The organism is Streptomyces sp. TG1A-60 (assembly GCF_037201975.1).
Taxonomy (GTDB): Bacteria; Actinomycetota; Actinomycetes; order Streptomycetales; family Streptomycetaceae; genus Streptomyces.
The window spans coordinates 6,063,088-6,082,354 of sequence record NZ_CP147520.1 but is presented as its reverse complement, the minus strand read 5'-3'; the positions used below and the strand labels follow the sequence as shown (position 1 = coordinate 6,082,354).

The window sequence follows — 19,267 nt, the reverse complement described above, 5'->3', positions numbered from 1 at the left end:
GCGCGCGTACTACAGGGTCCCGAGAGAGAGGCGGCTGGAGTGGACGTGCTCGACATCCTGCTGATGCTGGTGATCCTGGCCTATGCGGCGTCCGGGTACCGTCGCGGCCTGGTCGCGGGATGTGTGTCCCTGGCCGGTTTCGTGGGCGGCGCGGCGACGGGCGTGTGGGTGCTGCCGTGGGTGATGGAACTGGTGGAGCCGGGCACTGCGGCGGCGACGATCACGGCGGTGCTGACGGTGCTGGTCCCGGGGGTGATCGGGCACGAGCTGGCGGGCCGGCTGGCGCTGCGGCTGCGCCGGGAGATAGACCGCAGCCCGATGCGGGTGGCCGACGGCATAGGCGGGGCGGCGGCCAACTCGGTCGCCGTGCTCATCGTGGCCTGGGTGGTCGCGAGCGTCCTCGGGGCCTCCTCGTCCACGCTGGTGACCAACTCGATCCGTAACTCCGCGCTGCTCGGCGCCGTGCAGAACACCATGCCGGACACCACCCCGGCCTGGTTCTCCAACGCCACCTCCGCGCTCGCCGAGGCGGGCTTCCCGCAGGTCTTCAACCCGTTCGAGAACGAGGCGACGGCCGAGGTCGCCCAACCGTCCGGGGACAGCGTCACCGCGGCCGCGACCGGCGCCGCCAAGCGCAGCACGGTCAAGATCGAGGGCGTGGCGGGCACCCAGGGGCGCGAGGGCAGCGGGTTCGTGTACGCCACGGAGCATGTGATGACGAACGCCCATGTGGTGGCGGGCATCGACGACCCGAGCGTGCGGGTGGGCGGTGTGGGCAGGGCGTACGAGGCGCGGGTCGTGCTCTTCGACCCCGACAAGGACGTGGCGGTCCTCTACGTCCCGGGGCTCGACGCCCCGCTCCTGCGCTTCGACGACAGCGCCAAGCGCGGTGACGCGGCGGTCGTCGCGGGTTACCCGGAGGACGGCGGCCTCGACCTCCAGGCGGCCACGGTCGCCAGCCGTATCGACGCGACCGGCCGGAACATCTACAACACCGACTCGGTCACCCGTGACATCTACTCGATCCGTTCCACCGTCCGCCCCGGCAACTCCGGCGGTCCTCTCCTCACCACCGACGGCCAGGTCTACGGCGTCGTCTTCGCCCGCTCGACCTCGGACGCGGAGACGGGCTACGTCCTGACCGTGGACGAGGTCGCCTCCGACGCGGAGCGCGCGGCGAGTTCGACGGCGGCGGTGGACACCGGTGATCTCGTGACCTCCTGAGGTGCACGGGCGGGGCGGTGCCTCGCCGCCGCGGCGGCCGACGACGATATCCGGGTCGCCCCGGTGGTTGACACGGGGGCCGGTCCGGCGGCCGTGGGCCCCCGGGAGATCAGAGCCGACGGCCCATCAACACGTCGTCCACGTAGACCCCGTCCAGCAAAAACTCCTCCGGCAGGACCCCCTCCACCACGAAGCCCTCGGACTCGTACAGCTTCCTGGCCGGGGTGTTGTGGCCGAGGACGCGCAGGGTGAGGCGGCGGGCACCGCGGCGCCGGGCCTCGTCGCGCGCGGCCCCCAGCAGGGCTCGCGCGACGCCGGCCCCGCGGGCCTCGTCGGCGACGACGAGGCCCTGGATCTGGCGGACGTGGGTGTGGCAGGCGAGCGGGGAGGGCCGGCCGAGGCGGACGTAGCCGACGACCCCGCCGCCTCGTGCCGGGCGTCGCGACGGGTCGAACGCCGGGTGTCGCGGGCCCCGTTCGGCGACGAGGTGGTCCTGGGGGCCGTAACGCTCGTTGAAGAAGGGCTCGTACGGCTGGGTGGGGCGTTCCTGGACGGAGTGCAGCGTGGACCAGGTGAGGCGGTCGAGTCGGCCGAGCGCGTCCTCGTCGTCGGCAGTCGCGGCGCGTATGTACGGAACCGGCATGACGGCCACTGTACGGCGGCAGTACGGAGGGCGCGCCCGGTCGTGGACGGTCGGCGGTGGTGATGGTGGCTGGTCGTGGGCGGTCGTCGGCGGTGATGGTGGTGGCTGGTCGTGGGCGGCCCGGTCGCCCTTGGGCCGCCTCTTCGTCGTTCGCCCGGCAGGATGGGGGCATGACGGTTGAATCGCCCATCGCGCCCGGTTCTCGTATCGCGATCGCCGGGGCGTCCGGTCTCATCGGTTCGGCGCTGGCCCGCTCCCTCTCCGACGACGGATACGAGGTGCTCCGGCTCGTGCGGCGGGCGCCCCGGGTGCGGGGCGAGGCGCGCTGGGATCCGGAGGCGCGGCGGGTCGACACGGCCGGGCTGGCGGGGTGCGCGGCCGTGGTGAACGTCGCCGGCGCGGGGGTCGCGTCCCGCCGCTGGACGCGGGCGTACAGGGCGACGATCCGGCGCAGCCGGGTGCTCGGCACCACCACCCTCGCGGAAGCCGCCGCCTCGCTCGACACGCCCCCGAGCGTGTTCGTCAACGGCAGCGCCATCGGGTTCTACGGCTATACGGGTGACCGGGTGGTGGACGAGTCGGCGGAGCCGGGGACGGAGTTCCTGTCGTCGGTGTGCGTGGAGTGGGAGGGGGCGACCGAGGCGGCGCGGAAGGCGGGGATCCGTACGGTGTTCGCCCGCACGGGGCTGGTGGTGGCCCGGGGCGGAGGCGCCTGGGGCCCGCTGTTCCCGCTCTTCAAGGCCGGGCTGGGCGGACGGATGGGGAACGGCCGCCAGTACTGGAGCTTCATCTCCCTCCACGACGAGGTCGCGGCCCTGCGCCACCTCCTCTTCACCCCGGCGCTGTCCGGTCCGTTCAACCTGACGGCGCCCGAGCCGCTGACCAACCGTGAGATCACGGCGGCCATGGGCCGCGTCCTGCGCCGCCCCACCCTGTTCGCCGTTCCCGCCCCCGCGCTCCGGCTCGTCCTCGGCGGCGTCGCCGACGATGTCCTCGGCTCCACCCGGGCCGTCCCGACGCGGCTGCTGGAGTCGGGCTTCACCTTCCGGTATCCGGAGGTCGACGACGCGATCCGGGCGGCGGCCGACCGAGGCTGACCGGGGCTTCCTCCTCCCTCCGCGGGGGCTCGCCCGGCCCACGCTCCGGCCGCGGGCGCACAGCCGGCCCGTCCGTGCCCCCGTGCGAGGTCACACGCTCCTTCCCCGGGACCGGTCCCCGCCGTCACCCTCGTCGCGAACTCAGGTATTCCAGAAGGGTGTTGGGGGCATCACGTTCCCAGCAGCCGCGCGACCTCGGGAGGGGCACGTGCTTGAGTCGGTGCACCAGTCGGCGTACCCGGCGGACACGGAGGACGTGGACGTCATCGTCGTAGGAGCCGGCGTGGCCGGCCTCGCCGCGGCCGGACATCTGACCAGGGCGGGGCTGACGGCCACCGTTCTGGAGGCCGCACCCGCCGTCGGCGGCCGGATGTCCACGGAGAAGATCGACGGCTTCCGCCTCGACCGGACGAGCCAGCTGCTCTCCACGTCGTACCCGGAACTGCGCCGCACCCTGGGCCTGGCCGCCCTGCCCCTGCGCCCGTTCGCCCCCGGCGTCCTGCTGCACGCCGACGGCCGTCACCACCGGGCCGGCGCCACCCCTGCCCTCCGAAGCGCGAGGGGCGCACTCACCGCCGCGCGCGCCCTCGCAAGCGCCCCCAGGATCCCCCGGAACCAGGGCCGCCCCCAGGCGCGTTCCACGGGCACCCGTCCAGGCCGGCTCGGCGCCCCCGCCGACCAGTCCCGGCTGGCCATGGCGCTGGCCCGGCTCGCCGCGACCGCGCCCGAGCGGCTCCTCACCCGTGCGGAGGTGCCGATCGCCCAGGCCTGGGAGACACGGGGTTTCCCGCCCCGGACGATCGACGGCTTCGTCCGTCCCCTGCTGTCCGCGCTCCTCGCCGACCCGGGGCTGCAGACCTCCAGCCGCTGCGCCGACCTGGCCCTGCACACGTTCGCGACGGGCCGGCTGTGCCTCCCGGAGGGCGGCGCCGACGCGCTCCCCGAACTCCTCGCGGCGGCACTGCCGCCGGGCTCGGTCCGTACGGGGGTACGGGCGACAGCGGTCAGCACGACCTCGGTGACGACGGCGGACCACGGTGTACTCACCTGCCGTGCCGTGGTGGTGGCCACGGACGCCCGCTCGGCCGCCGAGCTGCTGCCGGGGCTGCGCGTGCCGGGGTTCCACCCGGTGACGGTGCTGCACCACGCCACGGACGAGCCGCCGCTGAGCGAGCCGGCGCTGCTCCTCGACGCCGACCGCAGCGGGCCCGTCTCGCACACGGCGGTCGTCAGCCAGGTCGATCCGAGCCGGGCACCGGCGGGCCGCGCCCTGATCACCTCCACGGTGCTCGGCACGCCCCCGGACGCCGCTCACCTCGACGCCACGGTCCGCGCCCAACTGGCCCGTCTCTACCGCACGTCCACGACCCGCTGGGAACTCCTCGCCGCGCACCATCTCCCCGAGGCCGTCCCCGCGATGCCCGCGCCCCACGACCTGCGGCGCTCCGTCCGCCTCCTGGCCGGCCTCTACGTCTGCGGCGACCACCGCGACACCAGCACCGTCCAGGGCGCCCTCCACTCCGCCCGCCGGGCCGCCCACGCCGTCCTCACCGACCTGGACGCCCGCCCGACGCCGTTGGAGGAGCCACTGGGAACGGCCACGGCCGCGTGACCTCGTGAGCGGCGGGGGGTGCCCGGCGATCACCGGGCGTCCCCTCGGGTCGTACGCCTACCCGAGCGCCGCCACCTTGTCGCGGTAGCCCCTGACCGGGGCCGCGTCGCGGTACGGCTCCAGGCGGCGTTCGAAGTCGCGGACGTACTCCACGGCTCGGACGGACCGCATCTCGGCGGCCTGGCCGGCGGCCTCCGCGCCCAGCTGGCAGGCCTGGTCGAGTTCGCCGAGACCGAGGCGGGCCGAGGCGAGGACGACGCGGCAGAACAGGCGGCTGCGGGCGTAGGCGGGCGCCCGCAGTTGCAGGGAGCGCTCGGCGTGCTGGGCGGCGGCCCGGTACTGCTGGAGGTCGCGGTGGCTGTGGCCGAACTCGTCGGCGAGCTGGGCCTCGTCGAAGAACCGCGCCCAGTAGGGCACCTCGTCCCCGGGGCGGGCCGTCTCCAGGGCGCGCTCGGCCCGTACCAGCGCGGCCGTGGCGGCCCGCACCTCGCCGAGCACCGCGTGTCCGCGCGCCTCGACGGCGTGCAGCAGCGACTGCACCACCGGCGGCACGGCGGACCCGACGCCCTGCTGGGCGACGCGCGCGAGTTGCACGGCCTCCCGTCCGTGCCCCAGATAGACCGCCTGCCGGCTCATCGTGACCAGGACGTACGCCCCGTAGGACCGGTCCCCCGCCGCCTGCGCCAGGCGCAGCGCCTGCACGAAGTACCGCTGGGCGAGCCCGTGCGCGCCGATGTCGTACGAGGTCCACCCGGCCAGCCGGGTCAGGTCGGCGGCTGCGGCGAAGAGCCGTCGGCCGATCTGCTCGCCGTAGGTGCCGCGCAGCATGGGCTCGGCCTCGTGCTCCAGGTAGCGCACGAGGGCCTGGCGGGCGTGGCCGCCGCCGTACGCGTCGTCGAGGGAGCGGAAGAGCTCGCCGACCGAGCGGAGGGCGGCGATGTCCCCGCCGGTGACCTTCTGGCCGGGGCCGCGCTCGGTCTGGCCGCGCTGCCTCGGGACGGCGGGGCGGCCCTGCGGGGGGATCCTGGTGGCGACCGGATCGCCCCGGCCCACCCGGTCGTCGGCCCGGCCGATCAGCCAGTCGCGGCTGGGCACGACCAGCCCGGCCGGGGTGAACGCGATCTTGCGGAGCTCGGCGTGGCTGCCGGAGTCCTTGCGCCACAGGCCGCCGACGATGTCGATGGCCTCCTCGGGGGTCGCGGCGAACTCCAGGCCCGCGTACACGGGGGCGCAGGCGTCCAGCCCGAGGTCCTGGGCGGTGAGGCGGCGGCCGAGTCGGCGGGTGAACACCTCGGCGATGAGCGCGGGCGTCGTGCCCCGGGGCTGCTGACCGCGCAGCCAGCGGGTGACCGACGTCTTGTCGTATCTGAGGTCGAGGCCGTGTTCGAGACCGAGCTGGTCCACTCGGCGCGCTAGTCCCGCGTTGGAGAACCCCGCTTCTGCGATGAGGGCGGCGAGCTGGCGGTTGGGGGTGCGCTGCGCGGGTCGTTCCGTCATCTGCGGTGCGGTCTCCTGCCTTCCGGGTGTCGGCGGGGTTTCCCGGATTGCCTGGTGAGAAGCCTTTTGCGGCCTTGTGAACGGCGCGAATGTAGCGGAGAGTAAGCGTCCGATCGCATACTTCCGCATCCATTCATCCGATCGTGTGAGGATTCATCGCACGGCTGACGGAGTCGGCCTCCGACGTGCGCCGGCCGGGCCCCTCGTACGCCCGGCGGCCCCGGCGTACGGCGAACGCCGGACTTCTCCGGACTTCGCCTCGGACTCCGCCGCCGGACACCGCTCGAACACCGCCCGGCCGTACGGTCGTACAGTGGCTTGGGCGCCTCACGCGCCTGACAGGGCTATCGCGGTGCCGCCGCCCGGCGCTACCGCCGAGGGAGGCGCTTGCCGTGAGTGGGTTGCGGTTCGTCCGCATGGGGTTCGGCACGGAGGCCGTCGAGTACCAGGAGGCCTGGGACGAGCAGCGGCGGGTGCACGCGGCACGATTCGCCGACGATGTCCCCGACACCGTGCTGCTCCTGGAGCACCCGCCCGTCTACACGGCCGGCCGGCGCACGGCCGACGACGAGCGCCCCCTCGACGGCACCCCCGTCGTCGACGTCGACCGCGGCGGCAAGATCACCTGGCACGGTCCCGGCCAGCTGGTGGGCTACCCGATCCAGAAGCTCCCCCGCCCGGTGGACGTGGTGGCCCACGTACGGCGTCTCGAAGAGGCCCTGATCCGTACGTGCGCGGAGTTCGGGGTCGAGACCACCCGGATCGAGGGCCGCAGCGGTGTGTGGGTGCTCGGCGACCCCGTCGAGCGGCGGCTCGGCGGGCTGTCCCTCGACCTCGACCCGCGGATGACCGACGACGAGTTCGACCCCCGGATGAACGGGCCGGAGTACGCGCCCTCCAACGCCGGACAGCGGCGCGAGGACCGCAAGATCGCGGCGATCGGGATCCGCGTGGCCAAGGGCGTCACGATGCACGGTTTCGCGCTGAACGTGAACCCGGACAACCGGTGGTTCGACCGGATCATCCCCTGCGGAATCCGCGACGCGGGCGTCGCGTCCCTGACGAACGAACTGGGGCGTGACATCGGCATCGCCGACGTCCTTCCGGTGGCCGAGAAGCACCTGCGGGACGTCCTGGAGAACGCGGAGCCGAAGCCCCGTGAGGTGGAACGGGCGTCGGCGTAGTCCGACCTGCCGTTCCTCGCCCCCCGCCGCCCCCGCCCGTCCCGTCCCTGGGGCCCCGCCCCGGACCCCGGTCGCACGGTTCCCCGTGCCCCTGAAAGGGCGCGAACGGGAATGTGCCCCACTTCCGCAAGGTTGCCCACCCCAGAGGCCGAGAACCGCACGGGCGTACCCTGGTGTACGCCGAAGAATCGAAGCTACAGGGAGCCGATGTGTCCGCAGTCGCACCCGACGGACGCAAGATGCTGCGCCTGGAGGTCCGGAACAGCCAGACCCCCATCGAGCGCAAGCCCGAGTGGATCAAGACCCGGGCGAAAATGGGCCCCGAGTACACGAAGATGCAGAGCCTCGTCAAGAGCGAGGGGCTGCACACGGTCTGCCAGGAGGCGGGCTGTCCGAACATCTACGAGTGCTGGGAGGACCGGGAGGCGACGTTCCTCATCGGCGGCGACCAGTGCACCCGGCGCTGCGACTTCTGCCAGATCGACACCGGCAGGCCCGAGGCGCTGGACCGTGACGAGCCCCGCCGCGTCGGCGAGTCCGTGGTCACCATGGACCTGAACTACGCCACCATCACCGGAGTGGCCCGCGACGACCTCCCCGACGGCGGCGCCTGGCTGTACGCCGAGACGGTCCGCCAGATCCACGAGCAGACGGCGGAGCGCGAGGCCGGCCAGACCAAGGTCGAGCTGCTGGCGCCCGACTTCAACGCCGTGCCGGAACTGCTTCAGGAGGTCTTCGCCTCCCGCCCCGAGGTCTTCGCGCACAACGTCGAGACGGTCCCCCGGATCTTCAAGCGCATCCGCCCCGGATTCCGCTACGAGCGCTCCCTGAAGGTCATCACCGAGGCCCGCGACTACGGTCTGGTCACGAAGTCGAACCTCATCCTCGGTATGGGCGAGACCCGCGAGGAGGTCGGCGAGGCGCTGCGGCAGCTGCACGACGCCGGCTGCGAGCTGGTCACCATCACGCAGTACCTGCGTCCGAGCGTCCGCCACCACCCGGTCGAGCGCTGGGTCAAGCCGCAGGAGTTCGTCGAGCTGAAGCAGGAGGCCGACGAGATCGGCTTCTCCGGCGTGATGTCCGGCCCGCTGGTGCGCTCCTCGTACCGCGCCGGCCGGCTGTACCAGATGGCCATGGAGCAGCGTCATTCAGCCGCTCCGGAGCGGGGGGCTCGTACATCGCCTCGCAGGCCGTCTGACCGTCCACCGAATGGCACGGAGTGCCAGCAGCTCGTGTGAATCTGAGCACAAGTGGCTACTTGTCGGTAATGGCCGATTGACCGCGGTCCTGACCGTCCTCGCAGATGGGGGCGCCGTCAGGGCCGCGTCGAGGTTTGAAGGCCGCGCGCCGAGGCTTCACTGGCGTTTGACCAGTCGGTCACGCCCTGGTAACACCAATCAGTGACCCTGGTTTCACACCCGGTACAGGGTCCTAGCCAGAGCAGGCCATCACCCGAGGGGGGACCTCATCATGCAGGCCGCACCCGTTCGCGCCACAGCGATTCCGTCGTTCACCGGTGCACTCCGTGCCGTCGAGTCGCTGCTCATGAGCAGCGGTCAGCGCACCGCCCGCCGCAACGCCTGGACCTCCGTCCTGGAGGACCGCCGCCGAGCCAAGGACCGTGTCGAGACCGAGCGCGTCCTCGAAGAGGCCGTCGCCGCGCGCACGTCGTAACCACCGCCGCGACCACCCGCGTACGAGCCGACCACCGGAAGGCCCGACCGCGATCCGCACCACGGTCGCTGCCGCACGACCACCGCGCGCACGGCCGCCGCCCCACGTCGGCACCGCCGCCGCCCGGCGCCGCTTCCCCAGCGCAGCCGCCGGTCTCCGGTCCCCACCGGCACCGCCGTCGTCCTCGCCTCCCCGGGCACGTAGACTTCGTGCCATGGCGAGGAAGGAAACCGCAGCGGACGCTGCGAACCCCGGGCGACTCAAGCAGATCGCTCTGACTTACAAGATGACCCGCAGGGCCGACAAGAAGATCGGTCTTGTACTCGCGGCTGTCGGAATCGTCACCTTCGGTGTCTTCCTCGCGATCGGCTTCTTGATCGGTTACCCCATTTATCTGGGCATTCTCGGCTTCCTTCTGGCCTTCCTCGCGACGGCGATCGTCTTCGGACGGCGGGCCGAGCGGGCCGCGTTCGGGCAGATGGAGGGCCAGCCGGGCGCCGCCGCGGCGGTTCTGGACAACGTGGGACGCGGCTGGGTCACCACTCCCGCGGTGGCGATGAACCGCAACCAGGACGTGGTGCACCGGGCCGTCGGCAAGGCCGGCATCGTCCTGGTCGCCGAGGGCAACCCGAACCGGGTGAAGAGCCTGCTGGCCGCGGAGAAGCGGAAGATGGCCCGCATCGTGGCCGACGTCCCGGTGCACGACCTGGTCGTGGGCACCGGCGAGGGCCAGGTGGAGCTGAAGAAGCTCCGCACGACCATGCTCAAGCTGCCGCGCGTCCTGTCCGGCCCCCAGGTGACCGCGACCAACGACCGGCTCCGCGCGATGGGCGACCTCATGAGCAACATGCCGCTCCCGAAGGGCCCGATGCCCAAGGGCATGCGCATGCCGAAGGGCGGCCCGAAGGCGCGCTGATCTCCCTGCCCGTACGACGATCTCGTACGACGATGGGGGCGCCCGGATCACTCCGGACGCCCCCATCGTCGTGTCCTCCGGCCCCGGACGGACCGGCCCCCGGACGAAAAGGACCTCAGATCCTCACCTCGACCGTGCGCGCCAGCCGGTCGTGCAGGCCCCGTCCGTCGCGGTCCCAGATCAGGGGCGGGAGGGCGAGGCAGAGCAGGACCGTGCGGACGAGGGCGCGCCAGGGGTTCACGGTGCCGGTGTCCTGGGCGATCACGCGGAGGCCGAAGAGGCGCTTGCCCGGGGTGAAGCCGACCGTGCCCAGAGTGAGGGCGTGGAGCAGGAAGAAGACGAGCAGGGCCCAGTTTCCGGTGGCCTGGCCGTAGCCATCGGTGATCAGGCCGTATGCGATCAAGAGGCAGAGGCCCCAGTCGACGGCGAGGGCGCCGAGACGCCGTCCGGGGCGGGCGATGGAACCCGGGCCCTCCTCCGGCAGACCGAGCTGCTCTCCCCTGTATCCGAAGTCGACCCCGGCGTCCTCGGCGGCCGCGCGGGGGCCGGAGAGCCACGATCCGATTGCTTGCCTCTTGTCCACCCGACCACCGTACTGCGACCGTTCTGCCATACGGACAGGTGGGGTGAGGTGCGGGATGTCCGGTTAACTTGTGCGAAACAAATGGGTCACGCACGAGAAACCACCCGTCCCTAGTGTCGGGAACAGCGTGTGCCACCGCACTGGCCGCACGAACGAACTACCACCCCGGCAGGAGACGTCGGGAGTAGGAGGAGCTGGATGTTCCAGAACGCCGACGAGGCCAAGAAGTTCATCGCGGACGAGGACGTCAAGTTCATCGACGTCCGTTTCTGCGACCTGCCGGGCGTGATGCAGCACTTCACGATCCCGGCCGAGGCCTTCGACCCGGCCGAGGAGCTCGCGTTCGACGGCTCCTCGATCCGCGGCTTCCAGGCCATCCACGAGTCCGACATGGCGCTCCGCGCCGACCTGTCCACCGCGCGCGTCGACCCGTTCCGCCGCGACAAGACGGTCAACGTCAACTTCTTCATCCACGACCCGATCACGGGTGAGCAGTACTCCCGTGACCCGCGGAACGTGGCGAAGAAGGCCGAGGCCTACCTCGCGTCCACCGGCATCGCCGACACCGCGTACTTCGGTCCCGAGGCCGAGTTCTACGTCTTCGACAGCGTGCGCTTCAAGACCTCGGAGAACGAGTCCTTCTACCACATCGACTCCGAGGCGGGCGCCTGGAACACCGGTGCGCTGGAGGACAACCGCGGCTACAAGGTCCGCTACAAGGGCGGTTACTTCCCGACCCCGCCGGTCGACCACTTCGCCGACCTGCGTGCCGAGATCTCCCTGGAGCTGGCCAAGTCCGGCCTCCAGGTCGAGCGCCAGCACCACGAGGTGGGCACCGCCGGCCAGGCCGAGATCAACTACAAGTTCAACACGCTGCTCGCCGCGGCCGACGACCTCCAGCTCTTCAAGTACATCGTGAAGAACGTGGCCTGGCGCAACGGCAAGACCGCGACCTTCATGCCGAAGCCGATCTTCGGTGACAACGGCTCGGGCATGCACGTCCACCAGTCGCTGTGGTCGGGCGGCTCGCCGCTCTTCTACGACGAGGCCGGTTACGCGGGCCTGTCGGACACCGCCCGCTACTACATCGGCGGCATCCTCAAGCACGCCCCGTCGCTGCTGGCCTTCACCAACCCGACGGTGAACTCCTACCACCGTCTGGTCCCGGGCTTCGAGGCCCCGGTCAACCTGGTGTACTCGCAGCGCAACCGCTCCGCCGCCATGCGTATCCCGATCACGGGTTCGAACCCGAAGGCCAAGCGCGTCGAGTTCCGCGCGCCCGACTCCTCCGGCAACCCCTACCTCGCCTTCTCGGCGCTGCTGCTCGCGGGCCTCGACGGCATCAAGAACAAGATCGAGCCGGCCGAGCCGATCGACAAGGACCTCTACGAGCTCGCCCCCGAGGAGCACGCGGGCGTCCCCCAGGTCCCGACCTCCCTCCCGGCCGTCCTCGACTCCCTGGAGCGGGACCACGAGTTCCTCCTCCAGGGCGACGTCTTCACGCCGGACCTGATCGAGACGTGGATCGACTACAAGCGCAACAACGAGATCGCCCCGCTCCAGCTGCGCCCGCACCCGCACGAGTTCGAGCTGTACTTCGACGTGTGATCGAGCCCCGTTCCACGCGTGAGGTGTTGATCGGCCCCTGAGCCGTTCGGCGGCGCCCCCGTTCCCGATTCCCGGGGACGGGGGCGCCGTCGTATCGTTCTTGTACGGCTGTTCGAGAGAGACCACGGGGAGAGATGGGCATGCCCGAACAGGACGACGAGCGGGAGTTCGACATCAAGTGGGCTGACAACGCCGAGCACAAGGAGCCCTCCGCGCGGGCCCGGATGCTGGCCGCGCGCTGGAAGGAGAACCCGCCCGCGCCGCAGCCCTTCCGCGCCGACCCCGGTCCCGCGCGACGGCGCCGGTCGTCATGGGTGTCGGCAGTGATCGTGTTCGGATGCGTGGCGGGGCTCATCGCGCTGATCGGCTACATCAACTATCGATCGTCGTACTAGTGCCTCGGCACGCGACAGCAGAAACCCCCTTACAGCGCCCGGGGCGCACAATGGAAGCGGGACCAGTGGCTGCCTGAGACTGAGGTGGTACGGATGTCGAACCGTTTCCGGAGCGATCCTCGGCTGACCGCGCGCATGGCGGTCACGCTGTTTCTGCTGGGGTTGCTGTACGTGGTGTTCGTGGCCGTGCTGGTCGCACTGCTGGAGTCCTGGGTGCTGGTGGTGGCGATCGCGGCGGGACTGCTGGGGGCGCAGTACTGGTTCTCCGACCGGGTCGCGCTGTACGCGATGCGCGGGCGGGTGGTGCAGCGGGAGGAGTATCCGCTGCTGCACGGGGTCGTGGACCGGCTGTGCGCGGTCTCGGACCTGCCGAAGCCGCGGGTCGCGGTGGCGGACATGGAGATGCCGAACGCGTTCGCGACCGGGCGGAACGCCGACCACGCGGTGGTGTGCGTGACGACCGGACTGCTCGGACGGCTGGAGCCGGACGAGCTGGAGGGGGTGCTCGCGCACGAGCTGTCCCATGTGGCGCACCGGGATGTCGCCGTCATGACGATCGCTTCGTTCCTCGGGGTGATCGCCGGGCTGGTCGTACGGTTCGCGTTCTACTCGCAAGCGTTCGGCGGGCGGCGGGACCAGAACACCGCCGTCGTGTTCAGCGTGGTGATAGGGGTCTCCGCCGCCGTGTACGTGCTGAGCTTTTTGCTGATCCGGGTCCTGTCCCGCTATCGCGAGCTGGCCGCCGACCGGGCGGGCGCCCTGCTCACCGGCCGGCCCTCGGCGCTGGCCTCCGCGCTGACCAAGGTCACCGGGGACATCGCGCGCATCCCGACCCGCGACCTGCGCAGCTCGCAGGCCTTCAACGCGTTCTACTTCACCCCCGCGCTCGGCCGCCGGCCGCATCTGGGCCGTTTCTTCGCCACCCACCCGCCGCTGGACCAGCGGATCGCGCAACTGGGCCGCCTCTCGGTGGAACTGGGCGAGACCCAGGCGCCGGGCTCGGGTAAGGCGGGCTGAGCGGGCATGGGGCTCCTGGACATCATCCTCGGCCGTACGAAGCCGGTCGCCCCCGACCTCGACCGGCTCTTCGCCCTGCCCTCGGCCGCCGTCACGCTGGAGGCGGCCGTCTCTCTCACGCCGACCGGCACCGGCGCGGTGTGCTTCGCGACCGTCGAGGGCGCGGCCTTCGACGACGTACGCCGGGAGGTGCGGGCGCTGCTCGACGCGGACGCGGCGCGGACCGGGCCTCCGGTCGGGATCGAGCGGGACGAGTACGGCTACTCGTGGCTGGTCTCCCGGCGGGGTCCGCGGGACCTGCCCGCGCTGGTGAGCGATCTGCACGCGGTCAACAGCGCCCTGGAGAGCGACGGGTTCGGGCCGCAGCTGCTGTGCTCGGTGGTCGGCTTCCGAGGAGAGGACGAGGGAGAGGGCGGCGCCGGCGGGCGGCTCGGGCTCGTCTATCTCTACAAGCGCGGCACGTTCTACCCGTTCGCGCCGCTGCCGGGTGGGGGGCGGCGGCGGGACAGCGCGCTGGAACTGCGGGTGCGGGCCGCGCTCGCGGACGATCTGCGGATCGAGCCCGAGCTGGACCGGTGGTTCCCGATCTGGGGTGCCCCGGGACTGTGACCCGCCCCGGGGAACCCGGAGCGGGTCGCCCTCCCCACACGCCTCGACCGGCATCGCGGTCGCCGCGAAGGAGCGGGCCGCGCTGCTGAAGCACAGGACGGTCGCCGGGGCCCCGGACGCGGTCTGGCTGAAAGAGGTCGAGGAGTCGGCGCCGGCCGCGCCGGCCCGTCGTGGCCGGGCGACCACGTCCGAACTCGCCGAGGACGAACCCAGGTCGCGGCAGCGGTTCGTGTACGCGGGCGGCAAGAGCTGCTGCCCCGGAGGGGCGGGGCGGGAGGGGGAGGCGTCGGTCGCCGCGGAGGCGGAACGGCCACGGGGGTGAGTGGGGGCGACGAGGGCCGCACCGCGCTTTCGGACGCCGTTGGAGCGGGAGTCGGCGTGAACGTCGCGGGAGAGCTCGGGGGTTCGGTCGGGTGCGGGTGCGGGTGGGGCGTGGTCGCTCGCGCGGGTCCCCGCGCCCCTGAAGGACCCGACGGAGTTCTGAGCACCAGGAGGTGCCCCGGTTTCCAGGGGCGCGGGGATCCGCGCGACAAGCCCCCACCGATCCGCAGCCGACGAACCCGGCGAGGTGACGGGGGCCTGGGGGCGCAGCCCTCGGTGAGGCCCGGGGACGGTGCCGGGTGCCCAACAGGCAAGAGGGCCCCCGGCACCCCGCCTCACCTGGAGGGACACTCCTTCCACGCCAGGTGGTAGATCGTGCTGATGTCCCCGTCCGTCGAGTCCATGGTCATGAAGCTCGTGCTGTTCGCCGGGGAGCTTCCCTTGTTGACCCGCAGCTCGGTGTTGATGTTGAAGTTGCGCTCGACACCGCAGGGCGCCCAGACCAGCTGGGCCCAGTCGGTCTCGTCCGTGGTCTGCCAGTTGTCCTCGAAGGGGCCGTTGAACGCGTGCGTCCTGGAGGCCGTGTCCGGGGAGCCCTGGAAGTAGTACGAGGCCTTCTGCGTGCCGCTCGCACCGCGCTGGAGCGAGGCGAAGCCACGGTAGTCGACGCTCGCGATGGCGTAGGTGAAGCCGCCCGGCACATGAACCATCAGGTTGAGCTGGCAGTTCTTCCGGAACGCGGTGGCCGGGGCGCCGCCGCCGACCTGGGCGAGGTAGTCGCTGTAGGTCACCGTGAACGCGGTGTTGTCCGGTGAGACGGCGACCGCGGCCGTGCCCCGCGGGCAGCCGGAGCCGTTCACCGTGGCGACCTTGATGACGATCTTGTCCGGGGGCGGGTTGTCGAACGACGACTCGGCGTGCGCGGGAAGCGCGCCTGCGAAGAGGGCGGCTACGGCGCCGCCCAGGAGGAGACCACGAACCATTGGGGGGTTCTCCCATCAGAGACATGCACATGTCAATAGACATGCGCGAGGGCCCCTCACCCTGTGAAAGGGCTGTGAAGACCGAGGGGCGACCGCATCGTATGGACCCGGAGCCGACACGGCTAGAGCGATCTCCGGCCAACCCTGGCGGCCGGAGATCACCCTTCTCCCTCTCACCCCGCCGAGCCGCTCCCGAACACCGGCGTCCCCCAACGCAGCGGTGCCGCCCACCCCTTGGGGAGTGGACGGCACCGGAGGGCCGGCCGGGCGGTGTCAGCGGCTGTAGCGCATCAGCGCGCGCACCATGTGACACGTGGTGTCCGACGGCGGGTGCACGCCGATGACCTCCGCCGCGCTCCGGATCGTCTCGTTACGCGCCTGGTTCGGCATGTGGACACCGGAGTCGAGCAGGGCGATCGCGAGGCGCATGGCCTTCAGACGCCGGTTGTGGGTGATGTACCACTCGCGCGGGCGGCCCGGCGGCAGCGTGTGCTTCACCACGGGCGCGTAGGGCAGGTCGAGCAGGACGGGATGCTGGGCGGTGGACTGGGTGGGCAGCGCCTTCGACTTCAGTGCGGCAGCGGGCACGGACATCCTCCTGTCGCGGTCTGGGTGCCGCCGGAATCCCCCCGCCGGCAACCCTCGAACACTTCTTCAATTTTACTACCCGCTACTGACAATCGCCCCTGACCAGAAGGCATTTCGGGGCTCTGCGACAGGAGTGGAACACGGGTTCCCGCGACCGGTTGGCTACGGTGGGCGGCATGGAGATCTGGATCAACCCGGCCTGTTCCAAGTGCCGCAGCGCGATCAATCTGCTCGACGCCGAGGGCGCCGACTACACCGTCCGCCGCTATCTGGAGGACGTCCCGAGCCAGGACGAGATCCGCGACGTACTGGACCGGCTCGGGCTCGAACCCTGGGACATCGCCCGCACCCAGGAGGCCGCCGCCAAGGAGCTCGGCCTCAAGGAGTGGGACCGGGACGCCGGCGCGCGCGACCGGTGGATCAAGGCGCTCGCCGAGCACCCGAAGCTCATGCAGCGGCCGATCATCACCGCGGACGACGGCACGGCGGTGGTGGCCCGCACGGACGAGGCCGTACGGGACGCACTGTCCCGGTAGAGGGCTGCGGAGAGGGGCCTCTCAACTTCGGCTCGAAGCAGGTTACTTGAGGGTCGCCGGTGAAACGCGGAGCGACCTCAGCCGGTCACCCGGTTCCGTGCTCCCCACCGCTCCCCGCGCGGAGCACAGGGCCGGGCGCGTGAGTCGCGCCACAGCGTCACCAGGTAACACGGGGTTCACATTCGAGCAATGACCGGGAAATCGCGCGTTGACAGGCTGCCCGGCATCAACGCGGCGTTTCAGTGCCGCAGCGCCGCAGCACCCGCACATGCGCCTAGTGACCCACCCCGAAGGATGTGGCCCGTGACCTTCAAGGCTGAGTACATCTGGATCGACGGCACCGAGCCGACGGCCAAGCTCCGTTCCAAGACGAAGATCATCGCGGGCGAGCCCGCCGGTCTGGTCGCGCTGCCGATCTGGGGCTTCGACGGGTCCTCCACCAACCAGGCCGAGGGGCACTCCTCGGACCGCGTGCTCCAGCCGGTCTTCAGCTGCCCGGACCCGATCCGCGGCGGCGACGACGTCCTCGTGCTCTGCGAGGTCCTCAACATCGACATGACGCCGCACGAGTCCAACAGCCGTGCCGCGCTGCGTGAGGTCGCCGAGAAGTTCGCCGCGCAGGAGCCGATCTTCGGCATCGAGCAGGAGTACACCTTCTTCCAGGACGGCACCCCGCTCGGCTTCCCCAAGGGCGGCTTCCCGGCCCCCCAGGGCGGCTACTACTGCGGTGTCGGCGCCGACGAGATCTTCGGCCGTGACATCGTCGAGGCCCACCTGCAGAACTGCCTGGCCGCCGGCCTCGGCATCTCCGGCATCAACGCCGAGGTCATGCCCGGCCAGTGGGAGTTCCAGGTCGGCCCGCTCGCGCCGCTGGAGGTCGCCGACCAGCTGTGGGTGGCCCGCTGGCTGCTCTACCGCACCGCCGAGGACTTCGACGTCGCCGCCACCCTCGACCCCAAGCCGGCCAAGGGTGACTGGAACGGCGCGGGCGCGCACACCAACTTCTCCACGAAGGCGATGCGCGAGGGCTACGACGCGATCATCACCGCGTGCGAGTCGCTGGGCGAGGGTTCCAAGCCGCTCGACCACGTCAAGAACTACGGCGCCGGCATCGACGACCGCCTGACCGGTCTGCACGAGACCGCCCCGTGGAACGAGTACTCCTACGGTGTCTCCAACCGCGGCGCCTCGGTCCGTATCCCGTGGCAGGTCGAGAAGGACGGCAAGGGCTACATCGAGGACCGCCGCCCGAACGCCAACGTCGACCCGTACGTCGTGACGCGGCTGATCGTCGACACCTGCTGCACCGCGCTGGACAAGGCCGGCCAGGTCTGAGTCGCCCCGGGCCTTTCGAGCCCGAACTCCGAGAGGGCGTCCACCGATTCCGGTGGGCGCCCTCCGGCGCTGTCGGTGGGGCGTGCCATGGTGGGCGCGTGGAGATCCACGGCCACATCGCCCGGCTGCGCCGCAGGCCCGGCGCCGAGTTCCGCCAGGCGAACCGGACGGTGCGGCGGGGCGGATACGCCTACGCGCCGCCGCCGGGTCGTTGACGACGGCCCTCCTCGGGCGGACGGTCGCGGTCCCACCGGGGCCCGGTGGGACCGCGCCGCTCTCCTGAGAGCAGATTCCCGTTCCCCGCCGGCCGCCCGGCGGGCAGAGTCGGCGGCATGAGACTTCTGATGCTGGGTGGTACGGAGTTCGTGGGTCGCGCCGTCGTGGAGGCGGCGCTGGCCCGCGGCTGGGAGGTGACCGTCTTCCACCGGGGCCGGCACGCGCCTCCGGCCGGGGTGCGGTCGCTGCTGGGCGACCGCACCGCGCCGGACGGGCTCGCGGCGCTCTCCGACGCCGTGGCCGCCGGCCCCGCTTCCCGCGGCGGGTGGGATGCCGTCGTCGACACCTGGTCGGCGGCGCCGCGTGCCGTCCGGGACGCCGCGCGGCTGCTGGCCGGCACGGCCGGACGGTACGTGTACGTGTCGAGTTGCTCCGTGTACGCGTGGCCGCCGCCGCCCGCCGGGTACGACGAGCGGGCGCCGCTGGTTCGGGGCGCGTCGGCGGACGCGGGGCAGACGGACTACGCCCGCGACAAGCGGGGCGGCGAGCTGGCCGCGGTCGAGGCGTTCGGCGCCGACCGCTCGCTCCTCGTACGGGCCGGGCTGATCCTCGGGCCGTACGAGAACATCGGTCGGCTGCCGTGGTGGCTCGCCCGTGTCGCCCGGGGCGGGCCGGTCCTGGCTCCCGGCCCCCGTGACCTTCCCCTCCGGTACGTGGACGTCCGCGATCTCGCGTCCTGGCTTCTCGGCGCCGTGGAAGGGGAGTTGAGCGGTGCCTACAACCTCGTCGGACCTCGGGGGCTCACGACGACGGGGGCGCTGCTCGACGCGTGTGTCCGCGTGACCGGTGGCACGGCGGAGCTGCGGTGGACCGCGCCGGAGGCCGTACTCGGGGCGGGCGTCGAGCCGTGGTCGCAGTTGCCGGTGTGGGTGCCGGAGGGGAGCGACCTGTATACCGCGCTGCACGGGGCGGATGTGTCCCGGGCCGTCCGGGACGGGCTGCGGTGCCGGGCGGTCGAAGAGACCGTGCGGGACACGTGGGAGTGGCTGAAGCGGTTGGGCGGGGTCGCGCCTCGGCGGGAGGATCGGCCGGTGGTGGGGCTTGATCCGGCGGTGGAGGCGAGGGTGCTGGGGCGGTGACCGGTGCCCACACGCCGTGAGGGACCGACAACTCCCAGTTCCGCACGAGGCGTTGAAACCGGCTTGCCGCACGAATCTCTCATCAATTTC

The 19,267-nt window shown here is 71.8% G+C and carries 19 protein-coding genes and 1 pseudogene; 15 read left to right on the top strand and 5 right to left on the bottom strand.

Translation table 11 applies throughout. The features are described from left to right. Positions 1 to 39 precede the first annotated feature (39 nt). Positions 40 to 1,224 carry a MarP family serine protease gene (locus WBG99_RS26420; RefSeq protein WP_338898684.1) on the top strand — a complete coding sequence of 395 codons (1,185 nt, stop codon included), beginning with the start codon at positions 40 to 42 and terminating at the stop codon, positions 1,222 to 1,224. 109 nt (positions 1,225 to 1,333) lie between these two features. Here WBG99_RS26420 and WBG99_RS26415 read toward each other — a convergent pair whose 3' ends face one another. Beyond that, positions 1,334 to 1,867: a GNAT family N-acetyltransferase gene (locus tag WBG99_RS26415; protein ID WP_338898683.1), complete on the bottom strand. Its 534-nt coding sequence runs from the start codon at positions 1,865 to 1,867 to the stop codon at positions 1,334 to 1,336. A 170-nt stretch (positions 1,868 to 2,037) separates the two neighbouring features. Between WBG99_RS26415 and WBG99_RS26410 the strand changes: the two genes are divergently transcribed. Together WBG99_RS26410 and WBG99_RS26405 are read left to right on the top strand one after the other, a co-directional pair. Next, positions 2,038 to 2,964 (top strand): TIGR01777 family oxidoreductase, encoded by a 927-nt coding sequence (locus WBG99_RS26410; RefSeq protein WP_338898682.1) that lies wholly within the window; start codon positions 2,038 to 2,040, stop codon positions 2,962 to 2,964. A gap of 208 nt (positions 2,965 to 3,172) precedes the next feature. After that, complete coding sequence (locus WBG99_RS26405) at positions 3,173 to 4,576, top strand: NAD(P)/FAD-dependent oxidoreductase (RefSeq protein ID WP_338898681.1); 1,404 nt, start codon at positions 3,173 to 3,175, stop codon at positions 4,574 to 4,576. Between the two features lie 57 nt (positions 4,577 to 4,633). On the opposite strand, the gene WBG99_RS26400 is transcribed toward WBG99_RS26405, so the two are convergent. Continuing rightward, complete coding sequence (locus WBG99_RS26400) at positions 4,634 to 6,073, bottom strand: regulator (RefSeq protein ID WP_338898680.1); 1,440 nt, start codon at positions 6,071 to 6,073, stop codon at positions 4,634 to 4,636. 392 nt (positions 6,074 to 6,465) lie between these two features. Between WBG99_RS26400 and lipB the strand changes: the two genes are divergently transcribed. The 4 genes from lipB (at position 6,466) to WBG99_RS26380 (ending at position 9,847) form a co-directional block, all read left to right on the top strand. Next, entirely contained in the window at positions 6,466 to 7,257 is a 792-nt protein-coding gene (gene lipB, locus WBG99_RS26395; RefSeq protein WP_338898679.1) for a lipoyl(octanoyl) transferase LipB, read from the top strand. A 209-nt stretch (positions 7,258 to 7,466) separates the two neighbouring features. Beyond that, positions 7,467 to 8,495 carry a lipoyl synthase gene (gene lipA / locus WBG99_RS26390; protein WP_338898678.1) on the top strand — a complete coding sequence of 343 codons (1,029 nt, stop codon included), beginning with the start codon at positions 7,467 to 7,469 and terminating at the stop codon, positions 8,493 to 8,495. A 232-nt stretch (positions 8,496 to 8,727) separates the two neighbouring features. Continuing rightward, positions 8,728 to 8,931, top strand: a complete 204-nt coding sequence (locus WBG99_RS26385; RefSeq protein WP_338898677.1) for a hypothetical protein — start codon at positions 8,728 to 8,730, stop codon at positions 8,929 to 8,931. Between the two features lie 214 nt (positions 8,932 to 9,145). Further along, positions 9,146 to 9,847, top strand: coding sequence for a DUF4191 domain-containing protein (locus WBG99_RS26380; protein WP_338898676.1), 702 nt, complete (start codon positions 9,146 to 9,148; stop codon positions 9,845 to 9,847). A gap of 115 nt (positions 9,848 to 9,962) precedes the next feature. Here the strand turns inward: WBG99_RS26380 and WBG99_RS26375 are convergent, their stop codons facing one another. Beyond that, the gene (locus WBG99_RS26375) at positions 9,963 to 10,430 is read right to left on the bottom strand and encodes an RDD family protein (RefSeq protein ID WP_338898675.1); all 468 of its coding nucleotides are present in this window, start codon (positions 10,428 to 10,430) and stop codon (positions 9,963 to 9,965) included. Between the two features lie 198 nt (positions 10,431 to 10,628). On the opposite strand from WBG99_RS26375, the gene glnA reads away from it, so the two are divergent. The 5 genes and pseudogenes from glnA to WBG99_RS26350 form a co-directional block, all read left to right on the top strand. Continuing rightward, the gene (glnA, locus tag WBG99_RS26370) at positions 10,629 to 12,038 is read left to right on the top strand and encodes a type I glutamate--ammonia ligase (protein ID WP_338898674.1); all 1,410 of its coding nucleotides are present in this window, start codon (positions 10,629 to 10,631) and stop codon (positions 12,036 to 12,038) included. Positions 12,039 to 12,178: 140 nt separating this feature from the next. Continuing rightward, positions 12,179 to 12,433 carry a hypothetical protein gene (locus WBG99_RS26365; protein ID WP_338898673.1) on the top strand — a complete coding sequence of 85 codons (255 nt, stop codon included), beginning with the start codon at positions 12,179 to 12,181 and terminating at the stop codon, positions 12,431 to 12,433. 93 nt (positions 12,434 to 12,526) lie between these two features. Beyond that, positions 12,527 to 13,450 carry a zinc metalloprotease HtpX gene (gene htpX, locus WBG99_RS26360; protein WP_338898672.1) on the top strand — a complete coding sequence of 308 codons (924 nt, stop codon included), beginning with the start codon at positions 12,527 to 12,529 and terminating at the stop codon, positions 13,448 to 13,450. Positions 13,451 to 13,456: 6 nt separating this feature from the next. Beyond that, the gene (locus tag WBG99_RS26355) at positions 13,457 to 14,059 is read left to right on the top strand and encodes a hypothetical protein (protein ID WP_338898671.1); all 603 of its coding nucleotides are present in this window, start codon (positions 13,457 to 13,459) and stop codon (positions 14,057 to 14,059) included. A gap of 37 nt (positions 14,060 to 14,096) precedes the next feature. Continuing rightward, a pseudogene (locus WBG99_RS26350) lies at positions 14,097 to 14,309 on the top strand (winged helix DNA-binding domain-containing protein); the annotation flags it as partial. 406 nt (positions 14,310 to 14,715) lie between these two features. Here the strand turns inward: WBG99_RS26350 and WBG99_RS26345 are convergent. Both WBG99_RS26345 and WBG99_RS26340 read right to left on the bottom strand, forming a co-directional pair. Then, positions 14,716 to 15,363, bottom strand: a complete 648-nt coding sequence (locus WBG99_RS26345) for a DUF4360 domain-containing protein (protein ID WP_338898670.1) — start codon at positions 15,361 to 15,363, stop codon at positions 14,716 to 14,718. 273 nt (positions 15,364 to 15,636) lie between these two features. Then, positions 15,637 to 15,951 (bottom strand): hypothetical protein, encoded by a 315-nt coding sequence (locus WBG99_RS26340; RefSeq protein ID WP_338898669.1) that lies wholly within the window; start codon positions 15,949 to 15,951, stop codon positions 15,637 to 15,639. Positions 15,952 to 16,127: 176 nt separating this feature from the next. On the opposite strand from WBG99_RS26340, the gene WBG99_RS26335 reads away from it, so the two are divergent. From WBG99_RS26335 to WBG99_RS26325, 3 genes are all read left to right on the top strand, one after another. Further along, positions 16,128 to 16,487: an arsenate reductase family protein gene (locus WBG99_RS26335; RefSeq protein WP_338898668.1), complete on the top strand. Its 360-nt coding sequence runs from the start codon at positions 16,128 to 16,130 to the stop codon at positions 16,485 to 16,487. 303 nt (positions 16,488 to 16,790) lie between these two features. Continuing rightward, positions 16,791 to 17,822, top strand: a complete 1,032-nt coding sequence (gene glnII / locus WBG99_RS26330; protein WP_338898667.1) for a glutamine synthetase — start codon at positions 16,791 to 16,793, stop codon at positions 17,820 to 17,822. Between the two features lie 332 nt (positions 17,823 to 18,154). Further along, the gene (locus tag WBG99_RS26325; RefSeq protein ID WP_338898666.1) at positions 18,155 to 19,177 is read left to right on the top strand and encodes an NAD-dependent epimerase/dehydratase family protein; all 1,023 of its coding nucleotides are present in this window, start codon (positions 18,155 to 18,157) and stop codon (positions 19,175 to 19,177) included. Positions 19,178 to 19,267 lie beyond the last annotated feature (90 nt).

Bases quoted from the DNA above. Each gene is read 5' to 3' on its own strand.
- WBG99_RS26415 (WP_338898683.1), bottom strand. From the start codon at position 1,867: ATGCCGGTTCCGTACATACGCGCCGCGACTGCCGACGACGAGGACGCG.
- WBG99_RS26410 (WP_338898682.1), top strand. From the start codon at position 2,038: ATGACGGTTGAATCGCCCATCGCGCCCGGTTCTCGTATCGCGATCGCC.
- WBG99_RS26400 (WP_338898680.1), bottom strand. From the start codon at position 6,073: ATGACGGAACGACCCGCGCAGCGCACCCCCAACCGCCAGCTCGCCGCC.
- WBG99_RS26385 (WP_338898677.1), top strand. From the start codon at position 8,728: ATGCAGGCCGCACCCGTTCGCGCCACAGCGATTCCGTCGTTCACCGGT.
- WBG99_RS26380 (WP_338898676.1), top strand. From the start codon at position 9,146: ATGGCGAGGAAGGAAACCGCAGCGGACGCTGCGAACCCCGGGCGACTC.
- glnA (WP_338898674.1), top strand. From the start codon at position 10,629: ATGTTCCAGAACGCCGACGAGGCCAAGAAGTTCATCGCGGACGAGGAC.
- WBG99_RS26365 (WP_338898673.1), top strand. From the start codon at position 12,179: ATGCCCGAACAGGACGACGAGCGGGAGTTCGACATCAAGTGGGCTGAC.
- htpX (WP_338898672.1), top strand. From the start codon at position 12,527: ATGTCGAACCGTTTCCGGAGCGATCCTCGGCTGACCGCGCGCATGGCG.
- WBG99_RS26355 (WP_338898671.1), top strand. From the start codon at position 13,457: ATGGGGCTCCTGGACATCATCCTCGGCCGTACGAAGCCGGTCGCCCCC.
- WBG99_RS26345 (WP_338898670.1), bottom strand. From the start codon at position 15,363: ATGGTTCGTGGTCTCCTCCTGGGCGGCGCCGTAGCCGCCCTCTTCGCA.
- WBG99_RS26335 (WP_338898668.1), top strand. From the start codon at position 16,128: ATGGAGATCTGGATCAACCCGGCCTGTTCCAAGTGCCGCAGCGCGATC.
- WBG99_RS26325 (WP_338898666.1), top strand. From the start codon at position 18,155: ATGAGACTTCTGATGCTGGGTGGTACGGAGTTCGTGGGTCGCGCCGTC.